Annotated in this window: 26 protein-coding genes and 1 pseudogene; 13 read left to right on the top strand and 14 right to left on the bottom strand. The window is 71.2% G+C overall.

Annotation, left to right across the window (positions count from 1 at the left end):
* The first annotated feature begins 95 nt into the window (after positions 1-95).
* The 4 genes and pseudogenes from PH203_RS36665 (at position 96) to PH203_RS36650 (ending at position 1,893) form a co-directional block, all read left to right on the top strand.
* Positions 96-743, top strand: coding sequence for a TetR/AcrR family transcriptional regulator (locus PH203_RS36665; RefSeq protein ID WP_289925806.1), 648 nt, complete (start codon positions 96-98; stop codon positions 741-743).
* A gap of 42 nt (positions 744-785) precedes the next feature.
* A pseudogene (locus tag PH203_RS36660) lies at positions 786-1,023 on the top strand (hypothetical protein); the annotation flags it as partial.
* A 102-nt stretch (positions 1,024-1,125) separates the two neighbouring features.
* On the top strand, positions 1,126-1,341 hold the full coding sequence (locus PH203_RS36655) for a hypothetical protein (RefSeq protein ID WP_289925804.1): 216 nt from the start codon (positions 1,126-1,128) through the stop codon (positions 1,339-1,341).
* A 3-nt stretch (positions 1,342-1,344) separates the two neighbouring features.
* Positions 1,345-1,893: a YciI family protein gene (locus PH203_RS36650; RefSeq protein WP_289925802.1), complete on the top strand. Its 549-nt coding sequence runs from the start codon at positions 1,345-1,347 to the stop codon at positions 1,891-1,893.
* A gap of 9 nt (positions 1,894-1,902) precedes the next feature.
* Here the strand turns inward: PH203_RS36650 and tgmB are convergent, their stop codons facing one another.
* From tgmB to PH203_RS36635, 3 genes are all read right to left on the bottom strand, one after another.
* Positions 1,903-2,877 carry an ATP-grasp ribosomal peptide maturase gene (gene tgmB, locus PH203_RS36645; RefSeq protein WP_289925800.1) on the bottom strand — a complete coding sequence of 325 codons (975 nt, stop codon included), beginning with the start codon at positions 2,875-2,877 and terminating at the stop codon, positions 1,903-1,905.
* 16 nt (positions 2,878-2,893) lie between these two features.
* Entirely contained in the window at positions 2,894-3,085 is a 192-nt protein-coding gene (tgmA, locus tag PH203_RS36640) for a putative ATP-grasp-modified RiPP (RefSeq protein WP_289925798.1), read from the bottom strand.
* Positions 3,086-3,263: 178 nt separating this feature from the next.
* Positions 3,264-3,539: a YkvA family protein gene (locus PH203_RS36635; protein ID WP_289925797.1), complete on the bottom strand. Its 276-nt coding sequence runs from the start codon at positions 3,537-3,539 to the stop codon at positions 3,264-3,266.
* A 223-nt stretch (positions 3,540-3,762) separates the two neighbouring features.
* On the opposite strand from PH203_RS36635, the gene PH203_RS36630 reads away from it, so the two are divergent.
* Together PH203_RS36630 and PH203_RS36625 are read left to right on the top strand one after the other, a co-directional pair.
* Complete coding sequence (locus PH203_RS36630) at positions 3,763-3,966, top strand: hypothetical protein (protein ID WP_289925795.1); 204 nt, start codon at positions 3,763-3,765, stop codon at positions 3,964-3,966.
* Positions 3,967-4,180: 214 nt separating this feature from the next.
* Positions 4,181-4,756, top strand: a complete 576-nt coding sequence (locus PH203_RS36625; RefSeq protein ID WP_289925794.1) for a hypothetical protein — start codon at positions 4,181-4,183, stop codon at positions 4,754-4,756.
* On the opposite strand, the gene PH203_RS36620 is transcribed toward PH203_RS36625, so the two are convergent.
* The 6 genes from PH203_RS36620 to PH203_RS36595 all read right to left on the bottom strand — a co-directional run bounded on the left by PH203_RS36620 (position 4,669) and on the right by PH203_RS36595 (position 10,534).
* Entirely contained in the window at positions 4,669-5,721 is a 1,053-nt protein-coding gene (locus tag PH203_RS36620) for a hypothetical protein (protein ID WP_289925792.1), read from the bottom strand. The two genes, PH203_RS36625 and PH203_RS36620, sit on opposite strands and share 88 nt — an antisense overlap.
* Before the next feature lie 202 nt (positions 5,722-5,923).
* The gene (locus PH203_RS36615; RefSeq protein ID WP_289925790.1) at positions 5,924-7,078 is read right to left on the bottom strand and encodes a DUF475 domain-containing protein; all 1,155 of its coding nucleotides are present in this window, start codon (positions 7,076-7,078) and stop codon (positions 5,924-5,926) included.
* A gap of 2 nt (positions 7,079-7,080) precedes the next feature.
* A complete protein-coding gene (locus tag PH203_RS36610) occupies positions 7,081-7,476 on the bottom strand; it encodes a universal stress protein (RefSeq protein ID WP_289925788.1) in 396 nt (131 codons plus the stop codon).
* A 14-nt stretch (positions 7,477-7,490) separates the two neighbouring features.
* The gene (locus PH203_RS36605) at positions 7,491-8,990 is read right to left on the bottom strand and encodes a tripartite tricarboxylate transporter permease (RefSeq protein WP_289925787.1); all 1,500 of its coding nucleotides are present in this window, start codon (positions 8,988-8,990) and stop codon (positions 7,491-7,493) included.
* Positions 8,991-9,527: a tripartite tricarboxylate transporter TctB family protein gene (locus PH203_RS36600; RefSeq protein ID WP_354671295.1), complete on the bottom strand. Its 537-nt coding sequence runs from the start codon at positions 9,525-9,527 to the stop codon at positions 8,991-8,993.
* A 2-nt stretch (positions 9,528-9,529) separates the two neighbouring features.
* Positions 9,530-10,534 carry a tripartite tricarboxylate transporter substrate binding protein gene (locus PH203_RS36595; protein ID WP_289925785.1) on the bottom strand — a complete coding sequence of 335 codons (1,005 nt, stop codon included), beginning with the start codon at positions 10,532-10,534 and terminating at the stop codon, positions 9,530-9,532.
* A 97-nt stretch (positions 10,535-10,631) separates the two neighbouring features.
* Here PH203_RS36595 and PH203_RS36590 point away from each other — a divergent pair, with 97 nt between their 5' ends.
* Both PH203_RS36590 and PH203_RS36585 read left to right on the top strand, forming a co-directional pair.
* Positions 10,632-12,281: an ATP-binding protein gene (locus tag PH203_RS36590; protein WP_289925784.1), complete on the top strand. Its 1,650-nt coding sequence runs from the start codon at positions 10,632-10,634 to the stop codon at positions 12,279-12,281.
* Entirely contained in the window at positions 12,278-12,955 is a 678-nt protein-coding gene (locus PH203_RS36585) for a response regulator (RefSeq protein ID WP_289925783.1), read from the top strand. The genes PH203_RS36590 and PH203_RS36585 overlap by 4 nt, the downstream gene beginning before the upstream one ends.
* 77 nt (positions 12,956-13,032) lie before the next feature.
* Here the strand turns inward: PH203_RS36585 and PH203_RS36580 are convergent, their stop codons facing one another.
* Together PH203_RS36580 and PH203_RS36575 are read right to left on the bottom strand one after the other, a co-directional pair.
* Positions 13,033-13,527, bottom strand: a complete 495-nt coding sequence (locus tag PH203_RS36580; RefSeq protein ID WP_289925781.1) for a lamin tail domain-containing protein — start codon at positions 13,525-13,527, stop codon at positions 13,033-13,035.
* A gap of 94 nt (positions 13,528-13,621) precedes the next feature.
* Positions 13,622-14,587 (bottom strand): DUF1152 domain-containing protein, encoded by a 966-nt coding sequence (locus PH203_RS36575; protein ID WP_289925779.1) that lies wholly within the window; start codon positions 14,585-14,587, stop codon positions 13,622-13,624.
* Between the two features lie 71 nt (positions 14,588-14,658).
* On the opposite strand from PH203_RS36575, the gene PH203_RS36570 reads away from it, so the two are divergent.
* The 3 genes from PH203_RS36570 to PH203_RS36560 all read left to right on the top strand — a co-directional run bounded on the left by PH203_RS36570 (position 14,659) and on the right by PH203_RS36560 (position 16,122).
* Complete coding sequence (locus tag PH203_RS36570; RefSeq protein WP_289925778.1) at positions 14,659-15,294, top strand: GNAT family N-acetyltransferase; 636 nt, start codon at positions 14,659-14,661, stop codon at positions 15,292-15,294.
* A gap of 272 nt (positions 15,295-15,566) precedes the next feature.
* Positions 15,567-15,863 carry a zinc-binding dehydrogenase gene (locus PH203_RS36565; protein ID WP_289925908.1) on the top strand — a complete coding sequence of 99 codons (297 nt, stop codon included), beginning with the start codon at positions 15,567-15,569 and terminating at the stop codon, positions 15,861-15,863.
* Positions 15,745-16,122 (top strand): zinc-binding dehydrogenase, encoded by a 378-nt coding sequence (locus PH203_RS36560; RefSeq protein ID WP_289925906.1) that lies wholly within the window; start codon positions 15,745-15,747, stop codon positions 16,120-16,122. Before PH203_RS36565 ends, PH203_RS36560 begins: the two co-directional genes overlap by 119 nt.
* A gap of 60 nt (positions 16,123-16,182) precedes the next feature.
* Here PH203_RS36560 and PH203_RS36555 read toward each other — a convergent pair whose 3' ends face one another.
* Positions 16,183-17,547, bottom strand: coding sequence for an FAD-dependent oxidoreductase (locus PH203_RS36555; protein WP_289925777.1), 1,365 nt, complete (start codon positions 17,545-17,547; stop codon positions 16,183-16,185).
* 212 nt (positions 17,548-17,759) lie between these two features.
* Between PH203_RS36555 and PH203_RS36550 the strand changes: the two genes are divergently transcribed.
* Positions 17,760-18,413: a sigma-70 family RNA polymerase sigma factor gene (locus PH203_RS36550; protein WP_289925775.1), complete on the top strand. Its 654-nt coding sequence runs from the start codon at positions 17,760-17,762 to the stop codon at positions 18,411-18,413.
* Positions 18,406-19,404: a CU044_5270 family protein gene (locus PH203_RS36545; protein WP_289925774.1), complete on the top strand. Its 999-nt coding sequence runs from the start codon at positions 18,406-18,408 to the stop codon at positions 19,402-19,404. The genes PH203_RS36550 and PH203_RS36545 overlap by 8 nt, the downstream gene beginning before the upstream one ends.
* 24 nt (positions 19,405-19,428) lie before the next feature.
* Here the strand turns inward: PH203_RS36545 and PH203_RS36540 are convergent, their stop codons facing one another.
* Both PH203_RS36540 and PH203_RS36535 read right to left on the bottom strand, forming a co-directional pair.
* Complete coding sequence (locus PH203_RS36540) at positions 19,429-20,229, bottom strand: chitosanase (protein WP_289925904.1); 801 nt, start codon at positions 20,227-20,229, stop codon at positions 19,429-19,431.
* A gap of 149 nt (positions 20,230-20,378) precedes the next feature.
* Positions 20,379-23,057 carry a SpoIIE family protein phosphatase/ATP-binding protein gene (locus tag PH203_RS36535; protein WP_289925773.1) on the bottom strand — a complete coding sequence of 893 codons (2,679 nt, stop codon included), beginning with the start codon at positions 23,055-23,057 and terminating at the stop codon, positions 20,379-20,381.
* Positions 23,058-23,124: the final 67 nt, after the last annotated feature.

Raw genomic sequence — 23,124 nt, 5'->3', positions numbered from 1 at the left:
CGGTTTTGTGATACGAACGTACCACGAAGTTGGTACAGCTGTATCATCAAAAGGCCCCAGAGCCATCGCAGGAACGACGAGCGGAGAGCCGGCCGATGCCCAAGCGCGTGGACCACGCAGAACGGCGCACCGAGATCGCCGAGGCCCTCGTCCGGGTCGCCGGCCGACGCGGGCTGCATGCCGTCGGGATGCGCGAAGTGGCCGCGGAGGCGGGCGTATCACTGCGGCTGGTGCAGTACTACTTCCAGACCAAGGAGAAGCTGCTGCTCTTCGGACTCGAACTGCTCACCGAGCGATTCGGCGAACGGGTCTCCGCCCGGGTGCGGGCCGCCGGGGACAGTCCTGGTCCGCGCGCGACGGTCGAGGCGCTGCTGAGGGCGGCGCTGCCGACGGACGACGAGAGCCGCACCTTCCACCACCTCTACACCTCCTACGCGGTGCTGGCCGTGAACGACCCGGCGCTCGCGGCCCAGCCCTTCATCAAGAACCCTGATGCCGCCGAGGATGCCCTGACCGAACTCCTCCGGCAGGCACAGGAAGCGGCACTGCTCGAGCCCGGTGTGGACGCACGGCTGGAGGCAGCCGGCCTGCTCGCCATGTCCGCGGGACTCGGCACCGGCATCCTCGTCGGCCAGCGCAGCCCGGAGTCCGCGACCGCAGTCCTGGACCACCATCTGAACCGGATCTTCCGCGCCGGTGACGCGGCGGGCCGTCACGAGAGCGCGGTCACGACCCCGCGATAGGCAGGTTCTCGTCCCCCCCACGCCTTCAGGGCAGTGGGGGAGGGGGGCCTGGGCGACGGCCGGCTCGTCACCTCCCTCGCGCTGACCGCCGCGGCCGCCGGGATCCTGGTCGCCTTCGTGCTGCCCCGTCAGGAGGAGCTCCTCGAACAGCTGGACACGCGGCAGGCGGTCGAGCGGGCCGGTACGGTTCGACTCGCCATGTTCACCGGCATCTTCAACCTGCTGGGCCACGGTCACGGTCCTCATGATCGTCCGGCCCGGTTCCACGACGGGAGCCTGAGTCAAGCCGAACGGTGGAATTCACCCCGCAGGGTGCAGTGGCGCCTAGACTCGGCAGCTGCGCCCATACCCATGGGCCATGACACGAAAGGCACGTTGACGGGTGTTCCAGGATTCCCCCATCTATGACCGACTCATCGCGGAGCGCGGCGACGTACCCACTCAGGTCCGACGGGAGGCCGAGCGAGTCAGCAGGGAACTGGAGTTCGTCATGCAGCCCCTGCAGTCCATGGGCCGCTCCCACCCCGGCGAGCTGCCGTCCGCCCCGGCCCCGCAGTGGCAGCGGACGGCGCTCATGCCCGGCCCCGGGCAGCTGTGAGGCATGGAGTTCTTCTGCTATCACCGTGACCGGCCGGGCTCGCTCCCCCTGCGCCGGGAACTGCTGGAAGAGCACTGGTCCTACATGGACCGGTACGACAAGGAGCTGATCGCCCGCGGCCCCACCTTCGCCGCCGACGGCGAGACGCCCACCGGCAGCGTGCACATCGTCGACCTCCCGGACCCGGCCGCGGCGCGCGCGTTCGCCTTCGACGAGCCGGGCTACCAGGCCGGTGCGTACCGCGACGTGCTGCTGCGCCGGTGGCGCAATCTGCTGGGGCGCACCATGTGGGACTTCCCCGGCGGCCGCACCGGCGGCAACCGCTATCTCGTGCTCGGCCTCGGCTCGGGACCGGCGGTCGACCTCGAGGTGCCCCCGGACCGGGACGAGCTGATCGCGTACGGGCCGCTGCTGTCCGACGACGGCGCCGGCTGGCTGGGCACCGCGGCCCTGCTGCGGGCCCCTGACCCTGCGACGGCGGGCGCCGTGCTGACGCGCGACCGGTACGCCCATGTCGAGGTCCACGACTGGGAGTTCGGCGGACGCCGGTGAACCGGCCGCTCAAGTCGCCGCGGTGCCCCGGCCGTTGACGCACTCCTCGTGCTCCGGCACCGGCCGGGCCAGCCACTCTGCGATGGTCCGGGCGATCGGCTGGCCCGTCTCCACCTCCACGAAGCCGAACTGCCCCGACTGGTTGCACTCCAGGAACCACCACGTGCCGTCCGCGTCCTCCGCGAAGTCGAAGGCTCCGTAGGCCAGTTCGGCCTCACGGACGTACGCGCGCACCCCGTCGGCGATCCGCGGCGGGACCTCGACGGGGCACCACGGGGTGTCCGGGGAGGCGAAGCGGACGTCCACCTCGTCGTCCGCCGCGGCCGCCTTGCGCGCGGCCAGCATCCGCTCGCCCACCACCGTGAGCCGTATGTCCGCCCGCTTGGCCACGCGGCGCTGCAGCAGCGTGGGACCGAAGGCGACGGCGGAGAAGTCCGCGTCCGGCGTCACCCGGCTGGTCGGCACCGCCCGGGGCGGGTCCTGCGGATGCGCCCCGGAGACCGGCTTGACCACCAGATCCGGGTAGCGCTCCGAGAACTCGCGGGCGGCCTGCGGGAACGTCGTGATCAGCGTCGCCGGCACGGGCAGCCCGCAGCGCTGCGCCAGCCGCAGCTGCCAGGGCTTGTGCCGGGCCCGGCGGGCCGCGTCGGGATGGTTCATCCACCGCGCCCCCGAACTGCGCAGCATGCCGTACAGCGCCTGCGAGGACTCCTCCGTCAGCCAGGCGGAGGGCGCGCCGGCCCGGGTGGCGGCGGTGCCCGGCCGCCGTACCCACACCGAGCGCAGCCCTCCGATGCTCACCAGCCGCCCCCCGGACGACAGATGGCCCCGGAAGGCGCCGTGCACGTACTCGCCGGACAGCGCCGCCCCCTCGGTGAGGTCGGCGGGGTCCAGCCGCACCACCGGGACCCCCGTCGCGTTGAGATGGACGACCACCATGTCGGCGGTGACGTCCGCTTCACAGGTGAGGATCAACACGGTCATGTGTGTCCGCCTGCGTTCAGTCGTCGAAGTGCGTCTTCGACCCCGCGGTGGAGGTCGTGGTCCCGAGCTCTCTGAGCAGTGCCAGGTCGTGGGCGGCGATCCGCCCGTCCGAGAGCACGTTCAACTGCAGTCCGGAGTCGTAGACATAAGCAGCGGTGACCTCCGACTCCGCTGCCGGACGTGCGTAGTTGAGCGCGAACGGTTGCATCGTCTCTCCCTCGTGGGTCCTGCGCCGATCCAGCGATGGTCACCTTGCGCCGTCGCTCGGTCCGCCGACTGCCGTCGGCTTCCTGAGACTTATACGAATCGAACGGGTGATTGGTTTCCTTACGCTGCGTAGTCATGGGCGGTTCGTGGTCCGGACAACGGGGGAGACGTGGGTGAAGTCAGACAGGTTCACTGCGCGAATATCTGCGCAGTGAACGCAGCGCGAGGAGCAGCACGCCGATGTCGTCCAGGTACACCGGATCGGGCAACAGATCGGCGGGCAGGAAGAAGTACGCGAGGGCTCCCCAGAAGACCCAGCGGGGTCCGGTCGGAAGACCGGCCTCCTGCAGCCCGCGCCGGGTGCGGAGCAGTCGTACGAACACGGCCACGGCCACGGCCAGGACGGCCGCCGCGACGACCGAGGCGACGACGATCCAGCTGACGGTGGTGTCCAACGGCCCTCCTCCCTCCGGGGCGCCCTGAAACGCGCACGCATACTCGGATTCCCGCTCGCGGCCCCTGTATTGCCTGCCGGGGCCAAACCGGTGCACTCGAACACCAGTGGGAGTGGAGAGGCATGGGCGCCGAGCCGCGGTCGTACCCGTGGCGCACCCGAGTGGCACGCCCCGTACGACACCCGGTGATGGTCACCGTAACGGCGATCCGGTGGACGGTCCGGTGCGGTCAGCCGTGGCCGACCGGCCGCTGGAAGAGGTGGCCCAGCCCATCACGCTCCTCGAACAGTCCCCGCTGTACGCGCGGGCCACGGTCGACGCGCCGCGCGCGGTCGGCGTGAACCGTTGCGTGGACGACGTCCCCCGGCTGGTCGTCCTGCTCACCCGGCCGTCACCGGACGGTCCGTCGAGGACCTCGTGGAGCTGACCGGACGTCTCGCCGAGGAGCGCAGGGGAACCAGCCGCCGCAGACCACGGAACCGCCCGCCCCGGCGGTCGAGGGCGACCCGGCGCCGGCTGCGGCGACGCTCCCCGTCCGCGGGCGCCTCCGCGCCGCCGGACCGCCCGCCTGGCCGGGCCGTCTCACCGCCGCGGCCCTCCTCGTCCGCGCCCTCGCCCATTTCCCGGGCCAGCAGGACGGGGTGTCCCTGCGCCGCTACGGTTTCGTCCTCGGCCTGTCCGCCCTGTGCCGGCTGCTCGGTCTCCTGGTGGCGGCCCGCCCCACGGCCCCGGTCCTGACCGTCGCGGTCCTGCTCCCGGCGGCCCTCGCCGCGACCCAGCTGTACGCAAGCCGCTTCGGCGCGGGCCGGCTCTCCGGCGCCCTCGACCTGACCCTCGCACCGTCCTGGCCGGCCGGACTCGCCGCCGTGTGCGCGGCCCTCGCGGCACTGACCGCCCCGGTCGTCCGACCGGCGTCACACACCGCGGCGGACCGCTGCGGAACGCCTCCTGGCGGAGTGACCGGGGGCGGGCGTGGCCTCATCGGATCCGGTGACGTCGGCTGCGGTTCGGCGGCGCCCTGGAGGGGCGCGGGACCGTGTCACCTGTGCGGCTCCGCCGCGTGGGCGCGACCGGCTACGACGGCGCCGCAGCCGACCGGCGACCCCTCGCCGTACTTCCGGCGGAGCGCTCAGTGGCCGGACCGGCCGCCCGACCCGGGACGCGGCCTGAAGCGTTCCAGGGCTCGGGTCAGGTGCTGGAGCGGGGAAGCGGGCTGAGCGGCGGCCGGGTCGGGCGGTACGAGGCCCGCCTCGCGGTAGGCGGCCAGCGCCTCGTTGGCACGCTCGGCGGCCTCCCGGTACAGGTCCCGGGACTTCGTCATGGCGTCGAGTGCCTCGGCGTACATGGCGACGAGCTCGCGCTGGCGGGCGAGTTCCTCCTCCACGGTCGTCAGCCGCCACTGCTCGCGCAGTGCGGTGACCGCGTCCTCGGCACCCTCCGGCAGCGGCCTGGGCAGGGCCGCGAAACGGGTCAGGGCGTCGACCAGTCCGGTGGGTTCGGTGCCGTCGAGGAAGACGCTGCGTACGGCGAAGTCGTCGGCGTCATGGCCGGCCGGCAGCGGTGGCAGGAGGGCGGCTCCGCCCCGCGGCACCTCGACGTCGAACTCCTTGAGCGCCCAGTTGACGGCCCGCAACTGGTGCGGCGCGGCCCGGTGCTCCACCACACGGTGCCGCAGTCCCGGCGGCAGCTGCCCGGTCAGCGACCGCCGGCCGATCTCGTCCGGGGTCATCGCCTCATGGACGACGACGTGCACCGCCCAGGAATCGCGCACGCACTCCCTGAACAGCCGCCGTATCTCCTTGTCGTCCTCGGGCAGCCGGTTGACCTCCCGCAGCCGCAGACCGGCGACCGTGTCGTGGTCCCAGCCCGCGTCCGGTCCGAGCGGCCAGAACATGCCGACGGGGGAGGCCCACTGCGGGCTCCACGGCCGTTCGGCCTCCGCCACCAGCGTCCACCGCTCGTCGGGCCCGAGCGTCAGCCGCGCCCGTACGACGGCCTCGCCGTCGACCCGCCAGCGGGCCTCGAAAACGCGCTCCTCCTTGAGCTCCAGGAAGTCGTCGACGACTGCGCCGTCCTTGAGCTGCTGCAGGTTGACGCGGAGCACGTCGGCGGCGGCGGATCCGACATGGCGGCCGCGGGCCGGCCACACGGTCGAGGGCAGGGGGTCGGGGGAGGAATGCATGAGTCCATCTGTGGGGCGGGGGATCGTGCACCCACCAGTATCGTCACCGCGGCCCGGCCGGGTTCACCCGGGGTGTACTCGATCCACTTCGGGTGCCCGCCGTTCACCCATGTCCGGAACGCGACCCGGCCACCACAATGGCTCGGACGAGCAGGGCCCGCCCACCATCCGCATTGGGGCGGGCCCTGTTCACACCGAGGCGTCACGCCCCGGACGGGACGTCGGTCTTCTCCTTCTCCTCGGCAGCGCCGCGGGCGCCTTCCCCGACCGTTGCGAGAGCACGGTTGCGGCGCACGGAGGACACGAAGGAGGCCGCGATCAGGAAGACGCCGACCAGGCCGGTGACGATCTCGCTGATCTCGTGCCGGATGGTGACCAGCAGGATCGCGGCCAGGGCGCCGATGGCGTAGTGGGCACCGTGCTCCAGGTAGACGTAGTCGTCCAAGGTGCCCTGACGGACCAGGTAGACCGTGAGCGACCGGACGTACATGGCGCCGATGCCGAGACCGAGCGCCATCCAGAAGATGTGGTTGGTGACGGCGAAGGCACCGATGACCCCGTCGAAGGAGAAGGACGCGTCGAGCACCTCCAGATAGAGGAAGAGGAAGAACGCGGCCTTGCCGGCGAGTGCGACGACCGAGACCTGCCGGCCCTCGGCCCTGGCCTTCTCCTCTTCCTCGTGTGCGTGTTCCTCCTCCTCTTCGAGCCGGTCCTCGAAGTGGCCGGAGAGGCCGCCGACCACGAGATACGTGATCAGCCCGGCGACCCCGGAGAGCAGCACCGTGGCCGCCTTGTCCGCGTACCCCGTACTGACGTGCGCGTGCGTCGCGAAGGTGAGCGCCGTGACCAGGAGGGCGATCAGCGCGACACAGACCGACAGCATGTCGATTCTGCCCAGCCTGGCCAGCGGGCGCTCCAGCCGGGCCAGCCACTTGATGTCGCGGTCCTCGAGGATGAAGTCCAGGAAGATCATCAGCAGGAACATGCCGCCGAACGCCGCGATCGCCGGGTGCGCGTCGGTGACCAGGTCCTCGTACCGCTCGGGCTGATCGACGGCGAGCTCGACCGCCTCGATCGGACCGACCTTCGCACTGATGGCGACGATCACGACCGGGAAGACCAGCCGCATGCCGAACACGGCGATCAGAATGCCGACCGTGAGGAAGATCTTCTGCCAGAAGGCGTTCATCCTCTTCAGGATTCCGGCGTTGACGACCGCGTTGTCGAAGGACAGCGAGATCTCCAGGACCGACAGGATCAGCACGATCCCGAAGGCCTCCCAGCCCCACTGCCACGCGGCGAAGGCGAGGCCGAGCGCCGTGACGGCGAACGACCAGCCGAAGGTTCTCAACGCCACCGCTACACCGCCGCCTTCACGGCGAGAACCGGGCAGTCGGCTCCCAGCAGGATCTGCTGCGCGGCCGAGCCCGTGATCAGCTTGCCGACCGCGCTGCGGCGCCGCAGCCCGATCACCACCAGGGACACATCCGCCCGCTCCGCGAGCTCGATGATCTCCTCGGCGGCGTCGCCCCCGCCGAGCACTTGGCGGATGTCGAACTCGACGCCCAGCGCGGCCAGATCCTCCCGGACATGGGCCAGATCCGGCTCCTGCGCGAACCGTGGGTCCACATACGCGTCTCCGCGCGAGGTGTTCACCACCAGCAGCTTCTCACCCCGCAGCCGGGCCTCGTCGATCCCCGCCCGTAGCGCGGCCTCACCCTCGGGGGAGGGTACGTATCCGACCAGTACGGTCATTTCTGCTCTTCCTCTCAGGCACTTCGCTCACGCAGGGGACGTACGACGAACCGCCGGACCAGCGGCCAGACCAGCACCAGGACGATCGTGGTGTAGACGGCGTAGGACACCGGTCCGCCCACCAGCCCCGACAGTTCGCCGCCCGAGAGCTGCAGGGAGCGCCGCCCCTGCAGCTCGGCGCGGGGGCCGAGGATCACACCGATGATCAGCGGCAGCACCGGCAGGCCGAACCGCCGCATCCCGAAGCCGAGGAGTCCCAGGAGCAACAGCAGGAACAGGTCCAGGGGCTGGGCGTTGACGGCGTACGCACCCATCGACGCGAAGAACAGGATCCCCGCGTACAGATAGGGGCGCGGAATCCGCAGCAGCCTCGCCCAGGCGGGCGCCAGCGGCAGGTTCAGCAGGAGCAGCATCAGATTGCCGATGAAGAGGCTGGCGATCAGCACCCACACCAGGCTCGCCTCGCGCTCGAACAGCAGGGGGCCGGGCTGGATGCCGTACGACTGGAAGGCCGCGAGCATGACGGCGGCGGTCGCGTTGGTCGGCAGACCGATGGCCAGCATCGGGACCAGGGTGCCGGCGGCGGAGGCGTTGTTCGCGGCCTCGGGGCCGGCCACCCCCTCGATGGCGCCCTTGCCGAACTCCTCGGGGTGCTTGGTCAGCCGCTTCTCCGTCGCGTACGACAGGAAGGTGGGGATCTCCGCTCCGCCGGCCGGCAGCGCGCCGAACGGGAAGCCGTACGCCGTGCCCCGCAGCCAGGGCTTCCACGACCGCTTCCAGTCCTTGGCGCCCATCCACGGCGTGCCGACCGGGATGACCTCGGCGGGCTTGCGCCGCAGATGCGCGGCCACCCACATCGCCTCGCCGACGGCGAAGATGCCGACCGCGACGACCACCACGTCGATGCCGTCCGCGAGCTGGGGGATGCCGAGGGTGAGCCGCTGCTGTCCGGAGACCGCGTCGATGCCTACCAGACCGATCGTCAGACCCAGCAGCAGCGAGATCAGACCCCGGACACGGGAGGCGCCCAGCACGGAGGTGACCGCGATGAAGGACAGCAGCATCAGGGCGAAGTAGTCCGGTGCGCCCAGGCTGACCGCGAAGTCCACCACGAACGGGGTCACCAGGACCAGCAGCAGGGTGCCGATGGTGCCCGCCACGAAGGAACCGATCGCGGCGGTCGCCAGCGCCTGCGCGGCCCGCCCCGCCTTGGCCATCTTGTTGCCCTCGATGGCCGTCACCACCGAGGACGACTCACCGGGGGTGTTCAGCAGGATGGAGGTGGTCGAGCCGCCGTACATGCCGCCGTAGAAGATGCCGGCGAACATGATGAACGCCTGCACCGGCTCCATGCCGTAGGTGACCGGCAGCAGCAGGGCCACGGTCATCGCCGGGCCGATGCCCGGCAGGACGCCCACCGCGGTGCCGATGACGACGCCTATGAGCGCCAGCAGCAGGTTCATCGGAGCCACGACGTCCGCGAAGCCCTGCATGAGGTTGTCGAGGTTGTCCATCTACAGGATCCCTTGCAGGACACCGGCCGGGAGGTTCACACCGAGCCCGATCGCGAAGGCGTAGAACGTGGTGAGGGACAGCGTCACCGCGATCAGCAGATTGCGTATGTAGTGGCGGTTGCCGAGGGCGAAGGCCGTCCCCCAGAAGAGCAGGGCCCCGCTGATCACCCAGCCGAGCCGCTCGATCAGCACCGCGTTCACCACGAACGCGGTGATCAGCAGCAGCACCGTCCGCCAGTCGCTGCCCTGGGACAGGTCGACGTCCTCGCCGGCCTCCGGCTCACCCCGGCCGCCCCGGGCCACGTCGACCGCGTACACCGCGGCGACCACCAGGAGCAGCACGCCCAGGATCACCGGCACCGCGCGCGGCCCGACCGGGTCGGTGCTGCTCGTGATGTGCGGGATCCCGAGCCCGTCCACGATCACCGCGGTGCCCAGCAGGACGAGGAACGCGCACACGCCGTACTGTGCGCGGTCCCCGCTCCGGGGCGGAGGGGCGTCCTCCACGGTCCGCTCGTCTGTCATCGGGGAGCTCATGCTCACGCCAGCCCGAGCTCTGCCAGCAGATCGGCGACGGACTTGTCCTGGTCCTTGAGATAGCTGCCGAACTCATCACCGGTGACGAAGGCGTCGGTCCAGCCGCGCTTGGTCAGCTCGGCCTTCCACTCCTTCGAGTCGTGCATCGTGGTGAGGGTGTCGATCCAGGTCTTCTTCTGCGCGTCGGTGATCCCCGGAGGGGCGACGATGCCACGCCAGTTGGTGAAGACCAGGTCGATCCCGGAGCCCTTGAGGGTGGGGGCGTCCTTCACCGCCTCGATGGGCTCCTCGCTGGTGACCGCCAGGACCCGTACCTGTCCGGCCTCGATCTGGTCGAGGAACTCGCCGTACCCGCTGGCGCCGAAGGCGATCTTGTTGCCGAGGATCGCGGGCAGCAGTTCGCCGCCGCCGTCGTACGAGACGTAGTTGACCTTCTTCGGCTCGATGCCGACCGCCTTCGCCAGCTGCATCGGCAGCAGATGGTCCGGGCCGCCCGGCGAGGAGCCGCCGCCCACGGCGACCTTCTTCGGGTCCTTCTTCCACGCCGTCACGAGGTCGTCGATCGTCTTGTACGGGGAGTCCTTCGACACGACGATCGCGCCGGCCTCCTCGATCAGCTTGGCCAGGGGCGTGGTGTCGGTCAGGGTCGCCTCGGACTTCGAGGTGTACGCGGAACCGACGACGCCCAGGCCCATCTGCATGGCCAGCTTGCCGTTGCCCTTCTCGTTCACCAGGCGCTGCAGGCCCACGGTGCCGCCCGCGCCGGGCAGGTTGTAGACCTGGACGCCGGAGGCGACCTTGGAGTCCTGCATCACCTGGGCGACGGTCCGGGCGGTGACGTCGTACCCGCTGCCCGGGGTGTTGGGCACCATGAGGCGCAGACCGCTGACGGGCTTGGAGCTCCCGCTCCCCGAGTCCTCCTTCTCCGCGGTGGCACCGCAGGCGCTGACGGCGAGCATCGACACAGTGGCAAGAGCGCCGAGAAGTGCGGCTCTGCGAGTTCTCATGGCTCATCTCTTTCGCTGGGGCTGGTCCGGCGCCATGATTGTGCGATTCCTCGGACACCCCGTCTGCCTTGTGTGAGCATTGAAGGTTGAGTTCATTGTGGTCGTGAGATCCCGCCGCCCCACCCTCGCCGGTGAGCTGCTGGTCCTGCAGCTCGCCATCGTGGTGGTCGTGCTGGTCGCGGTGGCCGCCGTGTCGCTGGCGCAGTCCGAGGCGACCTTCGACCGGGTCGAGGGACGCCGGGTGACCGCCCTCGCCGAGGAGATGGCCGGCAACCCCCTGCTGCGTGCCCAGCTCGTGCTGCCCGCGCCCGGTGAGACCCTGGCGCCGCTGCTGCAGACCACGCGGACCCGGTCGAACGTCACCTCGGTCACCGTCGCCGACGCGGACGGCGAGATCGTGGCCGCCACCAACCCCACCCTGGTCGGCACCCGGCTGCCGGTCGACGGGCCGAGCGTCGCGCAGGCCCGCGGCTGGTCCGGGGAGCTGCCGGTGGCCGGGGTCCGTGAACTGGTGGCCCAGGCACCGGTGCTCGCCGAGCACGACGACCATGTCGGCGAGCACGTCGGGACGGTCATGATCGGACGGGCCTCACCGTCGGCCTGGCAGCGCCTCAGCGGCGCCTCCTCCTATCTGCTCGCCTACCTCGGCATCGCGAGCGTGCTCGGCGTCGCCGGCTCCTGGCTGCTGGCCCGGCGGATCAAACGGCAGACCCTCGGCCTCGAACCCCGCGAGATCGCCGGCCTCGCCGAGCACCGGGAGGCCATGCTGTTCGGCCTCGCCGAAGGTGTGATCGCCCTCGACCCCAGGCTGCGCCTCACCCTCGTCAACGACGTCGGCCGCCAGCTGCTCGACCTCCCCGAGCCCTGCGTGGGCATGAGCCTGGCGGACCTGGGGATCACCGGCAGGCTGTACGACGTCCTGGCCGGGACCGGCGCCGACCACGGCACCGAGCGCCGTGACGAGGTGGTCGTGCGTCGGGGCCGGGTGCTGGTGATGAACCGGATGGACGTCACCAAGGACGGCCGCCGCCTCGGCTCCGTGACGACCCTCCGCGACCGCACCGAACTGGCCCAGCTGGAACGCGAGTTGGGCTCCTTCCGCAGCAGCACCGAACTGCTCAGGGCGCAGGCCCACGAGTTCTCCAACCAGCTGCACACCATCTCCGGGCTCATCCAGATCGGCGAGCACGACGAGGTCGTCCGGTACGTCCGCGCCCTGCGCAGACACCGCGAGTCCCTCGACCTGACCCTCACCAGCCGGGTCCGGGACCGGGCCGTCGCCGCGCTGCTCATGGCCAAGTCCGCGCTCGCCGCGGAACGCCGGGTACAGCTGCGGATCTCCGAGCGCACCGCCCTGGACCGGCTGGAGCCGACGGACTCCGCGGACGTGGCGACCGTGCTCGGCAATCTCGTCGACAACGCCCTCGACGCGGCCGCCGCCTCGGAGCACGACTCCGACGCCTGGGTGGAGGTCGAACTGCGGCAGGACGCCTCCAGCGTGGAGATCGTGGTCCGCGACTCGGGCCCGGGCGTGGCGCCCGAGCTCGCGCAGGAGGTCTTCCTGCGCGGCTTCACCACCAAGGCCGCGCAGGGCGGCGACCGCGGGATCGGCCTCGCCCTCACCCGGCTGGTGTGCACCCGCAGGGGCGGCGAGGTGTCGGTGACCAACACAGAGACGGGCGCCGTGTTCACGGCCTGGATGTCCGTGGGCCGGCCGGCCGAGCGGGAGACGGAGGAGGTCCGATGATCGACGTACTCGTGGTCGAGGACGACTTCATGGTGGCGCGCATCCACCGCGGATTCGTCGACAGCGTCGAGGGCTTCCGCGTGGTCGGCACGGCGAATTGCGGGGAGCAGGCGCTCACCGCCGTTGCCGAGCTGGAGCCCGACCTGGTCCTGCTCGACCTCTATCTGCCCGACATGTTCGGTCTCGACGTCGTTCCCCGGCTGCGGACCGCGGGCCACGACTGCGACGTGATGGTGATCAGCGCCGCCCGCGAGACGGATGCGGTCCGCCGCGCCGTCCGCCAGGGCGTCGTCGACTACCTGCTGAAACCGTTCGACGCCGATGAACTCAAGGACCGGCTGGAGCGCTACAGCGCCCGGCGCGGCGACCTGTGCGTCGGGACGGTCAGCGGGCAGGCCGAGGTGGACCGGGCGCTGGGGCGGGTCGTCGCGCCGACGGTGGCGCCGGCGCTGCCGAAGGGGATGAGCGTGGAGACCTCCGAGCTCGTCGAACGGGCGCTGCGCGCGGTCCAGGGCACCCTGTCCGCCGCCGAATGCGCCGAGCGGGTCGGCATCTCCCGGGTCAGCGCCCGCCGCTACCTCGAACACCTCGCGGTCACGGGCCGAGCGGTGGTCTCCCTGCGGTACGGCCACGCGGGACGGCCCGAACGGCGGTACCACTGGGACGGGCGGTGAGCCTCCGCCCCGTGGTTCGCCACCGCCGACGCGCTGTTCGCCTGGGCGCCCGGCACGCCGAGCCCGGCACCGGAAGCTCAGCTGTGGAACTTGATGTAGCCGTTGCGGTCCGGGTCGGAGCCGCTCTTGGTGTAGGAGTGCACGTCGGCCCTGCTCCCGGAGGGCTTGTACAGGTAGATCGTGTCCTTGTCGTTGTTCCAGATGAAGTTGCAGTTGTCGCGGTAGACGACGTTCTTGGCGTCGGAGTCGCTGCCGTGGCCGCCGCGGAGCTTCACGTAGTCACCGGGCTGGAGGTAGTGGTTCGCGGTGAACTCGAAGAAGTTGCCGACCGCGTCCTCGACCAGGTAGCCCTTCAGGTTCACGGTCTTGGTCGACGAGTAGTTCTTGACGGTCAGATACTCCTCGTCGGTGTTCCCGGTGGCGCAGTTGTTGGAGTCGCTGCCGGGCGCGTCGTACTGGACACCGCGGACCTTGAGCGCGGAGGTGTACTCGGCGGCCTCGGCCGGTACGGCCGTGAGCGCGATCAGTGTGCCCGTGGCGGCGGCGGTCGTGGCGGCAAGGCGTATACGCATGACAAGGCCCCCCTTGTGAAGGTTGCGTGAAGACGAGCCTGGAGCGTATACAGCCTTGCCCTGCGATCACGGCCGATTCCCCGAAACGTGACCTTCAGTGCGGATAGGCGCGCGGCGGCCGCTGTCGCGGCAGTTCGTCACGGAACTCCGCGATGACGGAACTGATCTGGCGCATCAGCGCGGTGTCCTCCAGCCGGTCGAGGTAGAGATTGCGGCGGGCGAGGGCGGGGGCGTCCACGCAGAAGTACAGGGCCATGAGCGGATTGACGAACAGCTCGCTGTCACGGGTCCGAGCGGTGAAGCGGACGTCCCCGAAGTCACCGCGCACGGCCGCGGCGACGGAGCCGTTGACGATGCTCGGATGCTCCGGGGTGCACTCCTGGGCATGGGCCACCGCGTCGAGGTAGAGGGCACCTTCGCGGCTCGCGCGCGGCAGCGAGAACGCGCCCAGGTAGCCGCCCTCGCGGTCCAGCGCGGCCAGGTTCTCCAGGACGAGGGAGTGGTTGACGCCGTGGTAGGAGTCCACCCCGAACCCGAGGCAGGCGACGAGGCGTTCGGGTATCTCGTCCAGCCCCGCCACCGCGGCCAGACTCGCCATGTCCTCCTCCGGGGTGCCGAGCCCGTGCTCGTCGCCCCGCAGCAGGATGTCCGTCCCGCCGTCCACGAGCACGATCGCGTCCACCGGTCCCAGGTGGTCGAGGAGGCGGCGATAGGCGGCCCGCAGGGGGCGTACGCCCAGGCTCGGGAAGGCGTACACCGTCGCGGGCAGCCCCTGGCGGTCCAGCCATCGGGCCAGAGAGCGCTCGGGGAAGTAGTCGCCGCGGGCGGCGGTGTCGGGATGTACGGCCGCGACGTCCTCGCGCAGCCACACCTGCGTGTCGAGGCCGTACAGATCCGCGAACGACAGGTTGGCCAGGTGTACTTCCTTCCCGGCCGAGCCCAGTGCCAGAGCCAGCGGAAGACCGGCGTAGATGTCGAAACCGCCACCGGCGCCGGCGACGAGGACCCGCCGCGCGGCGCGCAGGCGGGTGAAGAGGGCGGGCTCTTGGAGGGAGAACATCGCAGGACGCTAACAGGTGATCTTCCGCCCACCGGGTTGTGGGAGCGCTCCCAAGTAGGCAGGATGCTGCGATGACTTCGTCAGCCGTGATCCGCTCGTACCGCCGCGAGGACCGAGCCGCCCTTGAGGACATCTGCATCCGCACCGCGCACAACGGCCTCGACAGCCGCCCGGTGTACAAGGACCCCGGGATCCTCCCGGTGATCTTCGCGACCCCCTACGCGGAACTGGAACCGGACCTCACCTTCGTCCTGGACGACGGACGGGGGCGGGCGGTCGGTTACATCCTCGGCACCGCCGACACCCCCCGGTTCGTCGACGCCTTCCGTGAGAAGTGGCTTCCCCTGGTCGCCGGCCGCTATCCGGAATCCAGTGGCCCGCCCACCACCCCCGACGAGGCGATGGTCCCGCTGCTGCACCACCCCGAGCGGATGATCATCCCCGAACTCGCCGCCTATCCCGCCCACTTGCACATCGATCTGCTCCCCGAGTGGCAGGGGCGGGGCCATGGCCGCGAGTTGATGCGGACCTTCCTGCGGGCCCTGAGCGACCGCGGGGTGCCGGCCGTGCATCTGGTGATGGCGACGGCCAACGTTCCGGCCCGCGCCTTCTACGACCGCCTCGGCTTCCAGGAGATCGACGTACCGCACCTCGGTGGCCATGTCGCCTGCCTCGGCCGTGCGACGGGAGAAACGGACCGTCTGTAACTCGGCGGGCCCGAGGTGCTGCGCCCGGAGGACGCGGCGGTCGGCGCGGACGTGACCGGGTTCTCGATCGGCCGACACATCAGCGTGGTACCGGCGTTCTCCATGAACGACCACGGGGTCCACGCCGGGCGTGCCGTCGTCCCCGCCAGGGCGGTGCTCCGGCGGCCCGAGGGGCTCGAGCCGTCGCCGCGGCCGCGGTGTGGATGCCGTATCCGACGGCCTACGGCGCGCCCGTGGAGGCCGGCGGGGCGCGGGCCAGCGACACCGTCGTCGTGACGGCCGCGTCCAGCAGCGTGGGCCTGGCCGCCATCCAGGTCGTCCGCGGTCTCGGCGCGGTTCCCGTCGCCACCACCCGGACCCGCGCCAAGAGAGAGGCGCTGCTGAAGGCGGGCGCGGCCGAGGTGATCGTGACGCAGGAGGAGGACCTCGTCGGCCGGGTCCGGGAACTGACTGCGGGGCGCGGCGCCGAGGTTCGTCTTCGACGCCGTCGCAGGGCCGGGCGTGGTGGACCTGGCCCGGGTCGTCGCCCCAGGCAGCACGCTGTTCCTGTACGGCGCGTTGAGCGGTGAGGCCACGCCCTGCCCCGGATTCGACCTCGGCATGCCCGCGCTGAACATGCGTACCTACACCCTCCACGGGATCACACGGGACCCCGAACGGCTGCGCCGCGCCGAGGCGTTCGTCGCCGCCGGTCTGGGCACGGGTGCCTTCGTGCCGGCCGTGGATCGTGTCTTCGCCCTGGAGGAGATCGCCGAGGCGCACCGGTACCTGGAGGCGGGCGCGCAGGTCGGGAAGATCGTCGTCACGGTCGAGCACGAAGACGCGTGACGGGCGGGGCCGGGGGGCACACCCCCGGCCGCGCCCGTCACACGGTACGGCCGAACTCGCTTACGCGCCGCTCGCCTTGAGCATGTCCTCACGCTCGACGATCTTCACGCGCTCGCGGCCCTCGGGCTCGCCCAGCGCCTTCTCGGCGGCGTCCAGCTGGTACCAGCCCTCCCAGGTGGTGAAGCGGAGCTCGCGCTCGGCGAGGAACGCCTCGACGGCCTCCGGCTCGGGAGAGGCGGGCGTCTGCAGACGGCTGTTCGCGAAGTCGTCCAGGAGGTTCGCGACGGTCTCGTTGGCGTCGCCCTTGGTGTGGCCGATCAGACCGACCGGGCCACGCCGGATCCAGCCGGTGACGTACACCGACTGCAGGTGCTCGCCGCTCTCCTGGATGACCCGGCCGCCCTCGTCCGGGACGGTGCCCGAGTCGATGTCCCAGGGCAGCTTGGGGAGCTTGTCGGAGAGGTAGCCGACCGCGCGGTAGACGGCGTCGACGTCCCAGTCGGTGAACTGTCCGGTGCCCTTGACGTTTCCGGTGCCGTCCAGCTCGGTGCGCTCGGTGCGCAGGCCGACGACCTCGCCGTCCTCGCCGAGGATCTCCACGGGCGACTCGAAGAAGTGCAGGAACAGCTTGTGCGGGCGGTCGCCGATGTCGCGGATCGCCCAGTTCTCCAGGGTCTTGGCGACCATGTCGACCTGCTTGTTGCCGCGCCGCTCGGCGATCGAGCCCTCGTCGTAGTCGATGTCCTCGGGGTTGACGATGACCTCAATGTTGGGCGAGTGGTCCAGCTCGCGCAGCTCCATCGGGGAGAACTTCGCCTGCGCCGGGCCGCGTCGGCCGAAGACATGGATCTCGACGGCCTTGTTCTTCTTCAGGCCCTCGTAGACGTTCGGCGGGATCTCCGTCGGCAGCAGCTCGTCCGCCGTCTTGGCGAGGATCCGGGAGATGTCGAGCGCCACGTTGCCCACACCCAGGACGGCGACCTTCTCCGCCTGAAGCGGCCAGGTGCGCGGGACGTCCGGGTGGCCGTCGTACCAGGAGGCGAAGTCGGCGGCGCCGTAGGAGCCGTTGAGCTCGACGCCGGGGATCCTCAGCTCGCGGTCCGCCATGGCGCCGGTCGAGAAGATCACGCCGTCGTAGAAGGCGCGCAGGTCGTCCAGGTGGAGGTCGGTGCCGTAGTCGATGTTGCCGAAGAGGCGGACCTGAGGCTTGTCGAGGACCTGGTGGAGGGCCTTGACGATGCCCTTGATGCGGGGGTGGTCGGGGGCGACGCCGTACCGGATCAGCCCGAACGGGGCGGGCATCCGCTCGAAGATGTCGATGGACACACCGGGCTCGGTGGCCACGTCGGACTTGAGCAGAGCGTCGGCGGCGTAGATGCCGGCCGGTCCGGCGCCGACGATGGCTACCCGCAGGGGGCGGGGCATGATCAGGTTCCCTTCGAGAGGCGACAAGCGATCTCGCCGGGAAGCCTAAACTAAGGCAAGCCTAAGCTGGTACACGGGTCCGGTCTATGAGCTCATAAGGCTACTTTATGACCCGGGCGGGCTGTGCGAGCACTCTCTCATGCCGGACGGGAACCCGTTCGCGGGCATCGGCCAACAGCAGTCGACCATGCCCATGACTTCGAGGGAACCGCATGCAATCGACAGGCGATCCGTGCGTCGCAGACCTTCCCGATGTCGTCCCCCGCGACGGCGTCGAGTCCGACGCCTCGGTCGTCGAGCGGTCCTGGGAGGAGCCCGATGCCTTCGAGATCCTCTTCCAGAGGTACGCCGACGACATCCACCGCTACGCGGCCCGGCGGCTCGGCGCCGAGGCCGCCGACGACCTGATGGCCGAGACCTTCGTCATCGCGTTCCAGCAGCGCCACCGCTACGACCTGTCGCGGTCGCAGGCCCGCCCGTGGCTGTACGGGATCGTCACCAACCTCGTCGGCCAGCACCGGCGTGCCGAGGCGCGGCGGCTGAGGGCGTTCTCGCGCGTCGCCTCGACCACGGCCGGCGACGGCGCCGAGGCCCTGGACGACCGGGTCGTGGCGCGGGTCGGCGCCGAGCACTCCCGCGCCCGACTGGCCGGCGCGCTCGCCAAGTTGCCCGCGCGCTACCGGGACGTGCTGCTGGTGATCGCCTGGGGCGATCTCGACTACGCCGAGGCCGCGGAGGCCCTCGGCATCCCCGTGGGCACGGTGCGCTCACGGCTCAACCGGGCGCGGACCAGGTTGCGCGCCGCACTGGGCGGGGCGGACCCCACAGCCCTTCACGAGGAGACCGAGGAGACCGACCGTGGATGACCTCATCGTGGTACGCGAGTTCGAGGCCGACGTGGCCCCGCTCACCGACGACGCCCGTTCCGCCGCCCGCGTCCGGCTGCGGCGCGCCATCCTCCGGGACGGGCACCCGAGGCCGCTGTCCCGGCGGCTGATGCTCCGGGTCGCCGTGGTCGGGACCGCCACGGCGGTCGCTGCCGGCGGCGTGGCCGTCGCCGGTCTGAGCCAAGGGGGCGGGGGTGCGGACGGCACGCGGATGGCGACGATGAGCGCGGCCGAAGTGCTGCACAAGGCCGCCGCACGGTCGCGTGCCGACGACGCCGGGACGCCGGTTCCGCGCGACGACCAGTACGTGTACACCAAGACGCGCGTCACCCGGACCTATGACAAGGGCGGGAAGCGCAAGACCTGGACCGACGAGAGCTGGATCTCCGTGGACGGCTCCAAGCCCTCCAGCCGTCAGGAGTACGGCAAGGTCCACCGCGACCCGCCGCTGGGCAAGCAGGAGGTGAGGTGGCCGCCGACCGAGTACGACGAGCTGGCGAAGTGGCCGACGGACCCGGACCAGCTCCTGGACAAGCTGCGGGGGGACCGGGGCCCCGATGACAAGGTGGTGGAAGGGAAGGCGGGATCGGGCGAGGTCCGCGAGCGGCCGGTGCGCCAGGCCGACATCGACAGGGAGGCGTTCGTCAACGCCGTCCAGTTCTACGTGGTCCCGCGGATCATGCCGCCCGGGCTGGAGGCGGGCACGTTCGAGGCGGTCGCCCGGATCCCCGGCATCCGGATCGACCGCGAGGTTGTGGACGGCCTCGGCCGCAGGGGAGTGGCCGTCTCCTACCCGGGGTTCGACTTCGCGTTCATCTTCGACGCGACGGACTACACGTACCTGGGGCTGCGTCTGAAGGGGAGCACCGCGGACCTGGTCGACGGGAAGGTCAGGCATCGCGACCGGTACCACGAGACGCGTGCCCGGCAGGAGCTGGGCGTCGTGGACCGCATCGGTCAGCGCCCGTAGCCGGACCGCGGTGCCCCGGGGCGGTCAGCCGATGTGGTAGCTGTCCCCGTACACCTTCCAGTCCAGGGGCGGGTTGAGATCGAGGTTGCCCGCGCGCAGGAAGACGCGCTGGGCGGTGTCGACCCGGCTGGTGTCGCTGTGGGCCTCCTCCTGCTTCATGGCCCACACCCGCGCGTCCAGGAAGGCGTGCAGGTAGGTGACCTCGTCGCCGCCCTGGGCCGGGGGCCGGGCCCGGTTCAGGGCGCGCCTGCGGATGTTGCGGAAGCTGGTCGGGTCGGTACCGTCGCCGTGCATGACGATGGCGTCGTAGTAGGCGAACTGGCCGAGCACCCGTAGTCCGTCGGCCTTGCCCTGACGGACCGCGGGGTTGAAGTACACACGGTCGCGCTCGTCGTCCTGGGCCCGCCGGAACTCCGCGTCCTGTGCGGCCCGGCGCCAGTCCGCCGGGAAGTCCGGGTCCAGACCGGCGTGCGAGTCGGTGCCGTCGACCCGGCGCAGTGCCGGCAGATACGGGGCGAGGACGTTGCCGGGGCGGCGGTCGGCGTAGAGCTCGACGAGGTCGAGCATGTCGCCGGTGCCGGAGCAGAACCCGATGATGCCGGCGGTGTAGCCGCGGCCGTCGCCGATGTCCTCGATGTACTTGTACTGCGCCTTCCAGTCGAGCGAGGAGTTCTCCGCGCTCGACACCAGCTGCATGGCGATCTCCTTCTTCGCCGGGTCGTCCAGCCCGCCCGCGCGGGCGCGGGCCGCGGCGGCCGGGGAGGCGAGCAGGGGGGTGGTCACGGCGGACGCGCCGAGCAGGGTGAGCAGGGCGCGGCGCGACATGCCTGAGGGGTGCTTCACGGCGGCTCCAAATGGAGGTGGGGGGTGGGGAGTTGGCCGTACGTTGCACTGATAGGAAGGTTTACTATCAGATGCTGGACGCAGTGAACACCCGTCGCGTCAAAGGTTCGTACCTATCGACAAGCCGCGCGCTACGGCAGCGGTTGCTCCGCCCAGATGACCTTGCCCTCGGGCGTGTACCGGGTGCCCCAGCGCTCGGCGAGCTGCGCGACCAGGAACAGGCCGCGGCCGCCCTCGTCCGTCATCGCCGCGTAGCGCAGATGGGGCGAGGTGCTGCTGCCGTCGAAGACCTCGCAGATCAGGGTCCGGTCGCGCAGCACCCGGACCCGGATGGGCTCGCCGCCGTAGCGGATCGCGTTGGTCACCAGCTCGCTCAGGATCAGCTCGGTGGTGAACTCCAGCTCCTCCAGGCCCCATCCGGCCAGCCGCCGGGAGACATCGGCGCGCACCCGTCCCACGGCCGCCGGATCGGACGGTACGTCCCACTCGGCGACCCGGTCCTCGGCCAGGGCCCGGGTGCGCGCCACGATCAGCGCGATGTCGTCGCTCGCCCGCGAGGTGAGGCGCGAGTCGAGCACCACCCGGCAGGTGTCCTCCGGCGAGTCACCGGCCCGCGCGAGAGCGGCGCGCAGCAGTTCCAGGCCCACGTCGATGTCGCGTTCCCGGTCCTCGACCAGACCGTCCGTGTACAGCACCAGGCGGCTGCCCTCGGCGAGTTCGAGGTCGGCCGTCTCGAACGGCAGCCCGCCCAGACCCAGCGGGGGACCGGCGGGCACGTCCGGGAACTCCACGGTGCCGTCGGGGTGGATGAGGGCCGGCGGCGGATGGCCCGCGCGGGTGACGGTGCAGCGCCGCGAGACCGGGTCGTACACGGCGTACAGGCAGGTCGCGCCGGTGACCGGGGCGCTCTCGCCCTCCTGTGTCTCGTCCTGGTCGATGCGCCCGACCAACTCGTCCAGGAGGGACAGGAGTTCGTCGGGCGGGAGGTCGAGCGAGGAGAAGTTGTGGACCGCGGTGCGCAGCCGCCCCATCGTCGCCGCCGCGTGCAGCCCGTGGCCCACCACGTCGCCCACCACCAGCGCCACCCGGGCGCCGGACAGCGGCAGGACGTCGAACCAGTCCCCGCCCACACCCGCCTGGGCGGGCAGATAGCGGTAGGCGATGTCCAGGGCGTTCTGCTCGGGCAGGCTGCGCGGCAGCAGACTGCGCTGGAGCGTGACCGCCATGGTGTGCTCGCGGGTGTAGCGGCGGGCGTTGTCGATGGAGACCGCGGCCCGCGCCACCAGCTCCTCCGCCAGGGCGAGTTCGTCGGTGTCGAAGGGGGCGGGCTTCTCGGAGCGCCAGAAGTTGACCACGCCCAGGACCAGGGCGCCCGCCCGCAGCGGCACGGCGATCAGCGAGTGGATGCCGAACTGCAGGACCAGCGCGGTCCGTTCGAGATCCTGGGCCCGCCAGCCGGGGGACTCGGCCAGCCGCGCCTCCAGGACCGCCTGGCCGGAGCGCAGGGAGCGTGCCTGCGGGGAGGACGCGACGAGCCGCATCCGCTCGCCCACCGCGTACAGCGGCGCGTCCTTGCGGATCCCGCTGAACGCCGTACGGCGCAGGTCGGTGCCCGACTCCGGCTGTCCGCCGCTGAGCACCGCGTCGAAGAGGTCCACGGTGACGAAGTCCGCGAACCGGGGCACGGCGAGCTCCGCCAGCTCCTCGGCGGTCCGGGTGACGTCCAGGCTGGTGCCGATGCCGACCCCGGCGTCGTACAGCATGTCGAGGCGCTCGCGGGCCGCCTCGGCACGCCCGGACAGGGCCCGCAACTCGGTGGAGTCGCGCAGGGTGGCCACGCTGCCGGCCGGGCCGCCCTCCAGCTCGGTCGGCCGCTGGTTGACGGCCAGCAGCCGGTCGCCGACCAGGTGCACCTCGTCGGTGGCGACCCGTCCGGAGGCCAGCAGCTCGGCGGTGTCGGCGGGGAGCCCGAGGCTGAGCACGTCCCGGCCCTCGGCGTCGGCCGGCAGATGCAGCAGCCGCTGCGCCTCGTCGTTGGCGAGCAGCAGGCGGCCCTCGCCGCCGACGATGAGCACGCCCTCGCGCACGGCGTGCAGCACCGCGTCGTGGTGCTCGTACATCTTGGTCATCTCGTGCGGACCGAGCCCGTGGGTCTGGCGCAGCAGCCGTCTGCTGACCAGGGCCGTGCCCGCCATGGCCAGGGCGAGTCCGCCGGCCGCGGCGGCCAGCAGCAGCGGCATCTGCTCGTCCGCGGTGCCGCCCACGTGCTCGGTCGTGATGCCGGCCGACACCGCGCCCACGACCTTCCCGTCGGGCGCCCTGATCGGTACGACGGCCTGGACGAGCCGGCCGATGGTCCCGTCGATCTCCTCGGTGACCACCTTGCCGCCCAGTGCGGGGGCGAGGTTGCCGACGAACTTCTTGCCGATGCGGTCGGGCTTGGGGTGGGTGTAGCGGATGCCGTCGGTGTTGAGGACCACGATGAAGTCGACGCCGGTCGCCTTGCGCGCCGCCTCGGCGCGCGGTTGCAGCACGGCGGTGGGATCGGGGGCGTCCAGGGCCTCGACGGTGCCCGGCGCGTTGGCGAACGCCTCGGCGACGGCGACCGAGCGGTTGCGGGCCTCCGTCGTGCTGTCGTGCCGCACCTGCAGCACCAGCGCCACCACCGCGGCCACGACCAGCAGCAGCACGATCACGACCTGGGAGACGAACACCTGTCCGGCGACGCTGCGTCCGCCCAGCGCCGACCGCACCCCGGCGACTCGCCCGCGCCGCGACCGGTCTGCGTCACGTTGCGAGAGTCGGACCATGTGCCATGTCTACACTGCACGGCCCCAGGAGGCGAGAGGCGTCACACACCGTGACAGGTTGTTCACG

This window comes from Streptomyces sp. S.PB5, from assembly GCF_030403745.1.
Lineage (GTDB): Bacteria > Actinomycetota > Actinomycetes > Streptomycetales > Streptomycetaceae > Streptomyces.
The sequence above is the reverse complement of the archived record's forward strand: the minus strand, read 5'-3'. Positions and strand labels throughout refer to the sequence as shown.

Excerpts from the sequence above, each read along its gene's own strand:
- PH203_RS36595 (WP_289925785.1), bottom strand. The coding sequence starts at position 10,534 with ATGAGAACTCGCAGAGCCGCACTTCTCGGCGCTCTTGCCACTGTGTCG.
- PH203_RS36535 (WP_289925773.1), bottom strand. The coding sequence starts at position 23,057 with ATGGTCCGACTCTCGCAACGTGACGCAGACCGGTCGCGGCGCGGGCGA.
- PH203_RS36665 (WP_289925806.1), top strand. The coding sequence starts at position 96 with ATGCCCAAGCGCGTGGACCACGCAGAACGGCGCACCGAGATCGCCGAG.
- tgmB (WP_289925800.1), bottom strand. The coding sequence starts at position 2,877 with ATGACCGTGTTGATCCTCACCTGTGAAGCGGACGTCACCGCCGACATG.
- PH203_RS36610 (WP_289925788.1), bottom strand. The coding sequence starts at position 7,476 with ATGACCGTACTGGTCGGATACGTACCCTCCCCCGAGGGTGAGGCCGCG.
- PH203_RS36650 (WP_289925802.1), top strand. The coding sequence starts at position 1,345 with ATGGAGTTCTTCTGCTATCACCGTGACCGGCCGGGCTCGCTCCCCCTG.
- tgmA (WP_289925798.1), bottom strand. The coding sequence starts at position 3,085 with ATGCAACCGTTCGCGCTCAACTACGCACGTCCGGCAGCGGAGTCGGAG.
- PH203_RS36580 (WP_289925781.1), bottom strand. The coding sequence starts at position 13,527 with ATGCGTATACGCCTTGCCGCCACGACCGCCGCCGCCACGGGCACACTG.
- PH203_RS36575 (WP_289925779.1), bottom strand. The coding sequence starts at position 14,587 with ATGTTCTCCCTCCAAGAGCCCGCCCTCTTCACCCGCCTGCGCGCCGCG.
- PH203_RS36620 (WP_289925792.1), bottom strand. The coding sequence starts at position 5,721 with ATGCATTCCTCCCCCGACCCCCTGCCCTCGACCGTGTGGCCGGCCCGC.
- PH203_RS36600 (WP_354671295.1), bottom strand. The coding sequence starts at position 9,527 with ATGAGCTCCCCGATGACAGACGAGCGGACCGTGGAGGACGCCCCTCCG.
- PH203_RS36550 (WP_289925775.1), top strand. The coding sequence starts at position 17,760 with ATGCAATCGACAGGCGATCCGTGCGTCGCAGACCTTCCCGATGTCGTC.
- PH203_RS36570 (WP_289925778.1), top strand. The coding sequence starts at position 14,659 with ATGACTTCGTCAGCCGTGATCCGCTCGTACCGCCGCGAGGACCGAGCC.
- PH203_RS36555 (WP_289925777.1), bottom strand. The coding sequence starts at position 17,547 with ATGCCCCGCCCCCTGCGGGTAGCCATCGTCGGCGCCGGACCGGCCGGC.
- PH203_RS36585 (WP_289925783.1), top strand. The coding sequence starts at position 12,278 with ATGATCGACGTACTCGTGGTCGAGGACGACTTCATGGTGGCGCGCATC.
- PH203_RS36605 (WP_289925787.1), bottom strand. The coding sequence starts at position 8,990 with ATGGACAACCTCGACAACCTCATGCAGGGCTTCGCGGACGTCGTGGCT.
- PH203_RS36540 (WP_289925904.1), bottom strand. The coding sequence starts at position 20,229 with ATGTCGCGCCGCGCCCTGCTCACCCTGCTCGGCGCGTCCGCCGTGACC.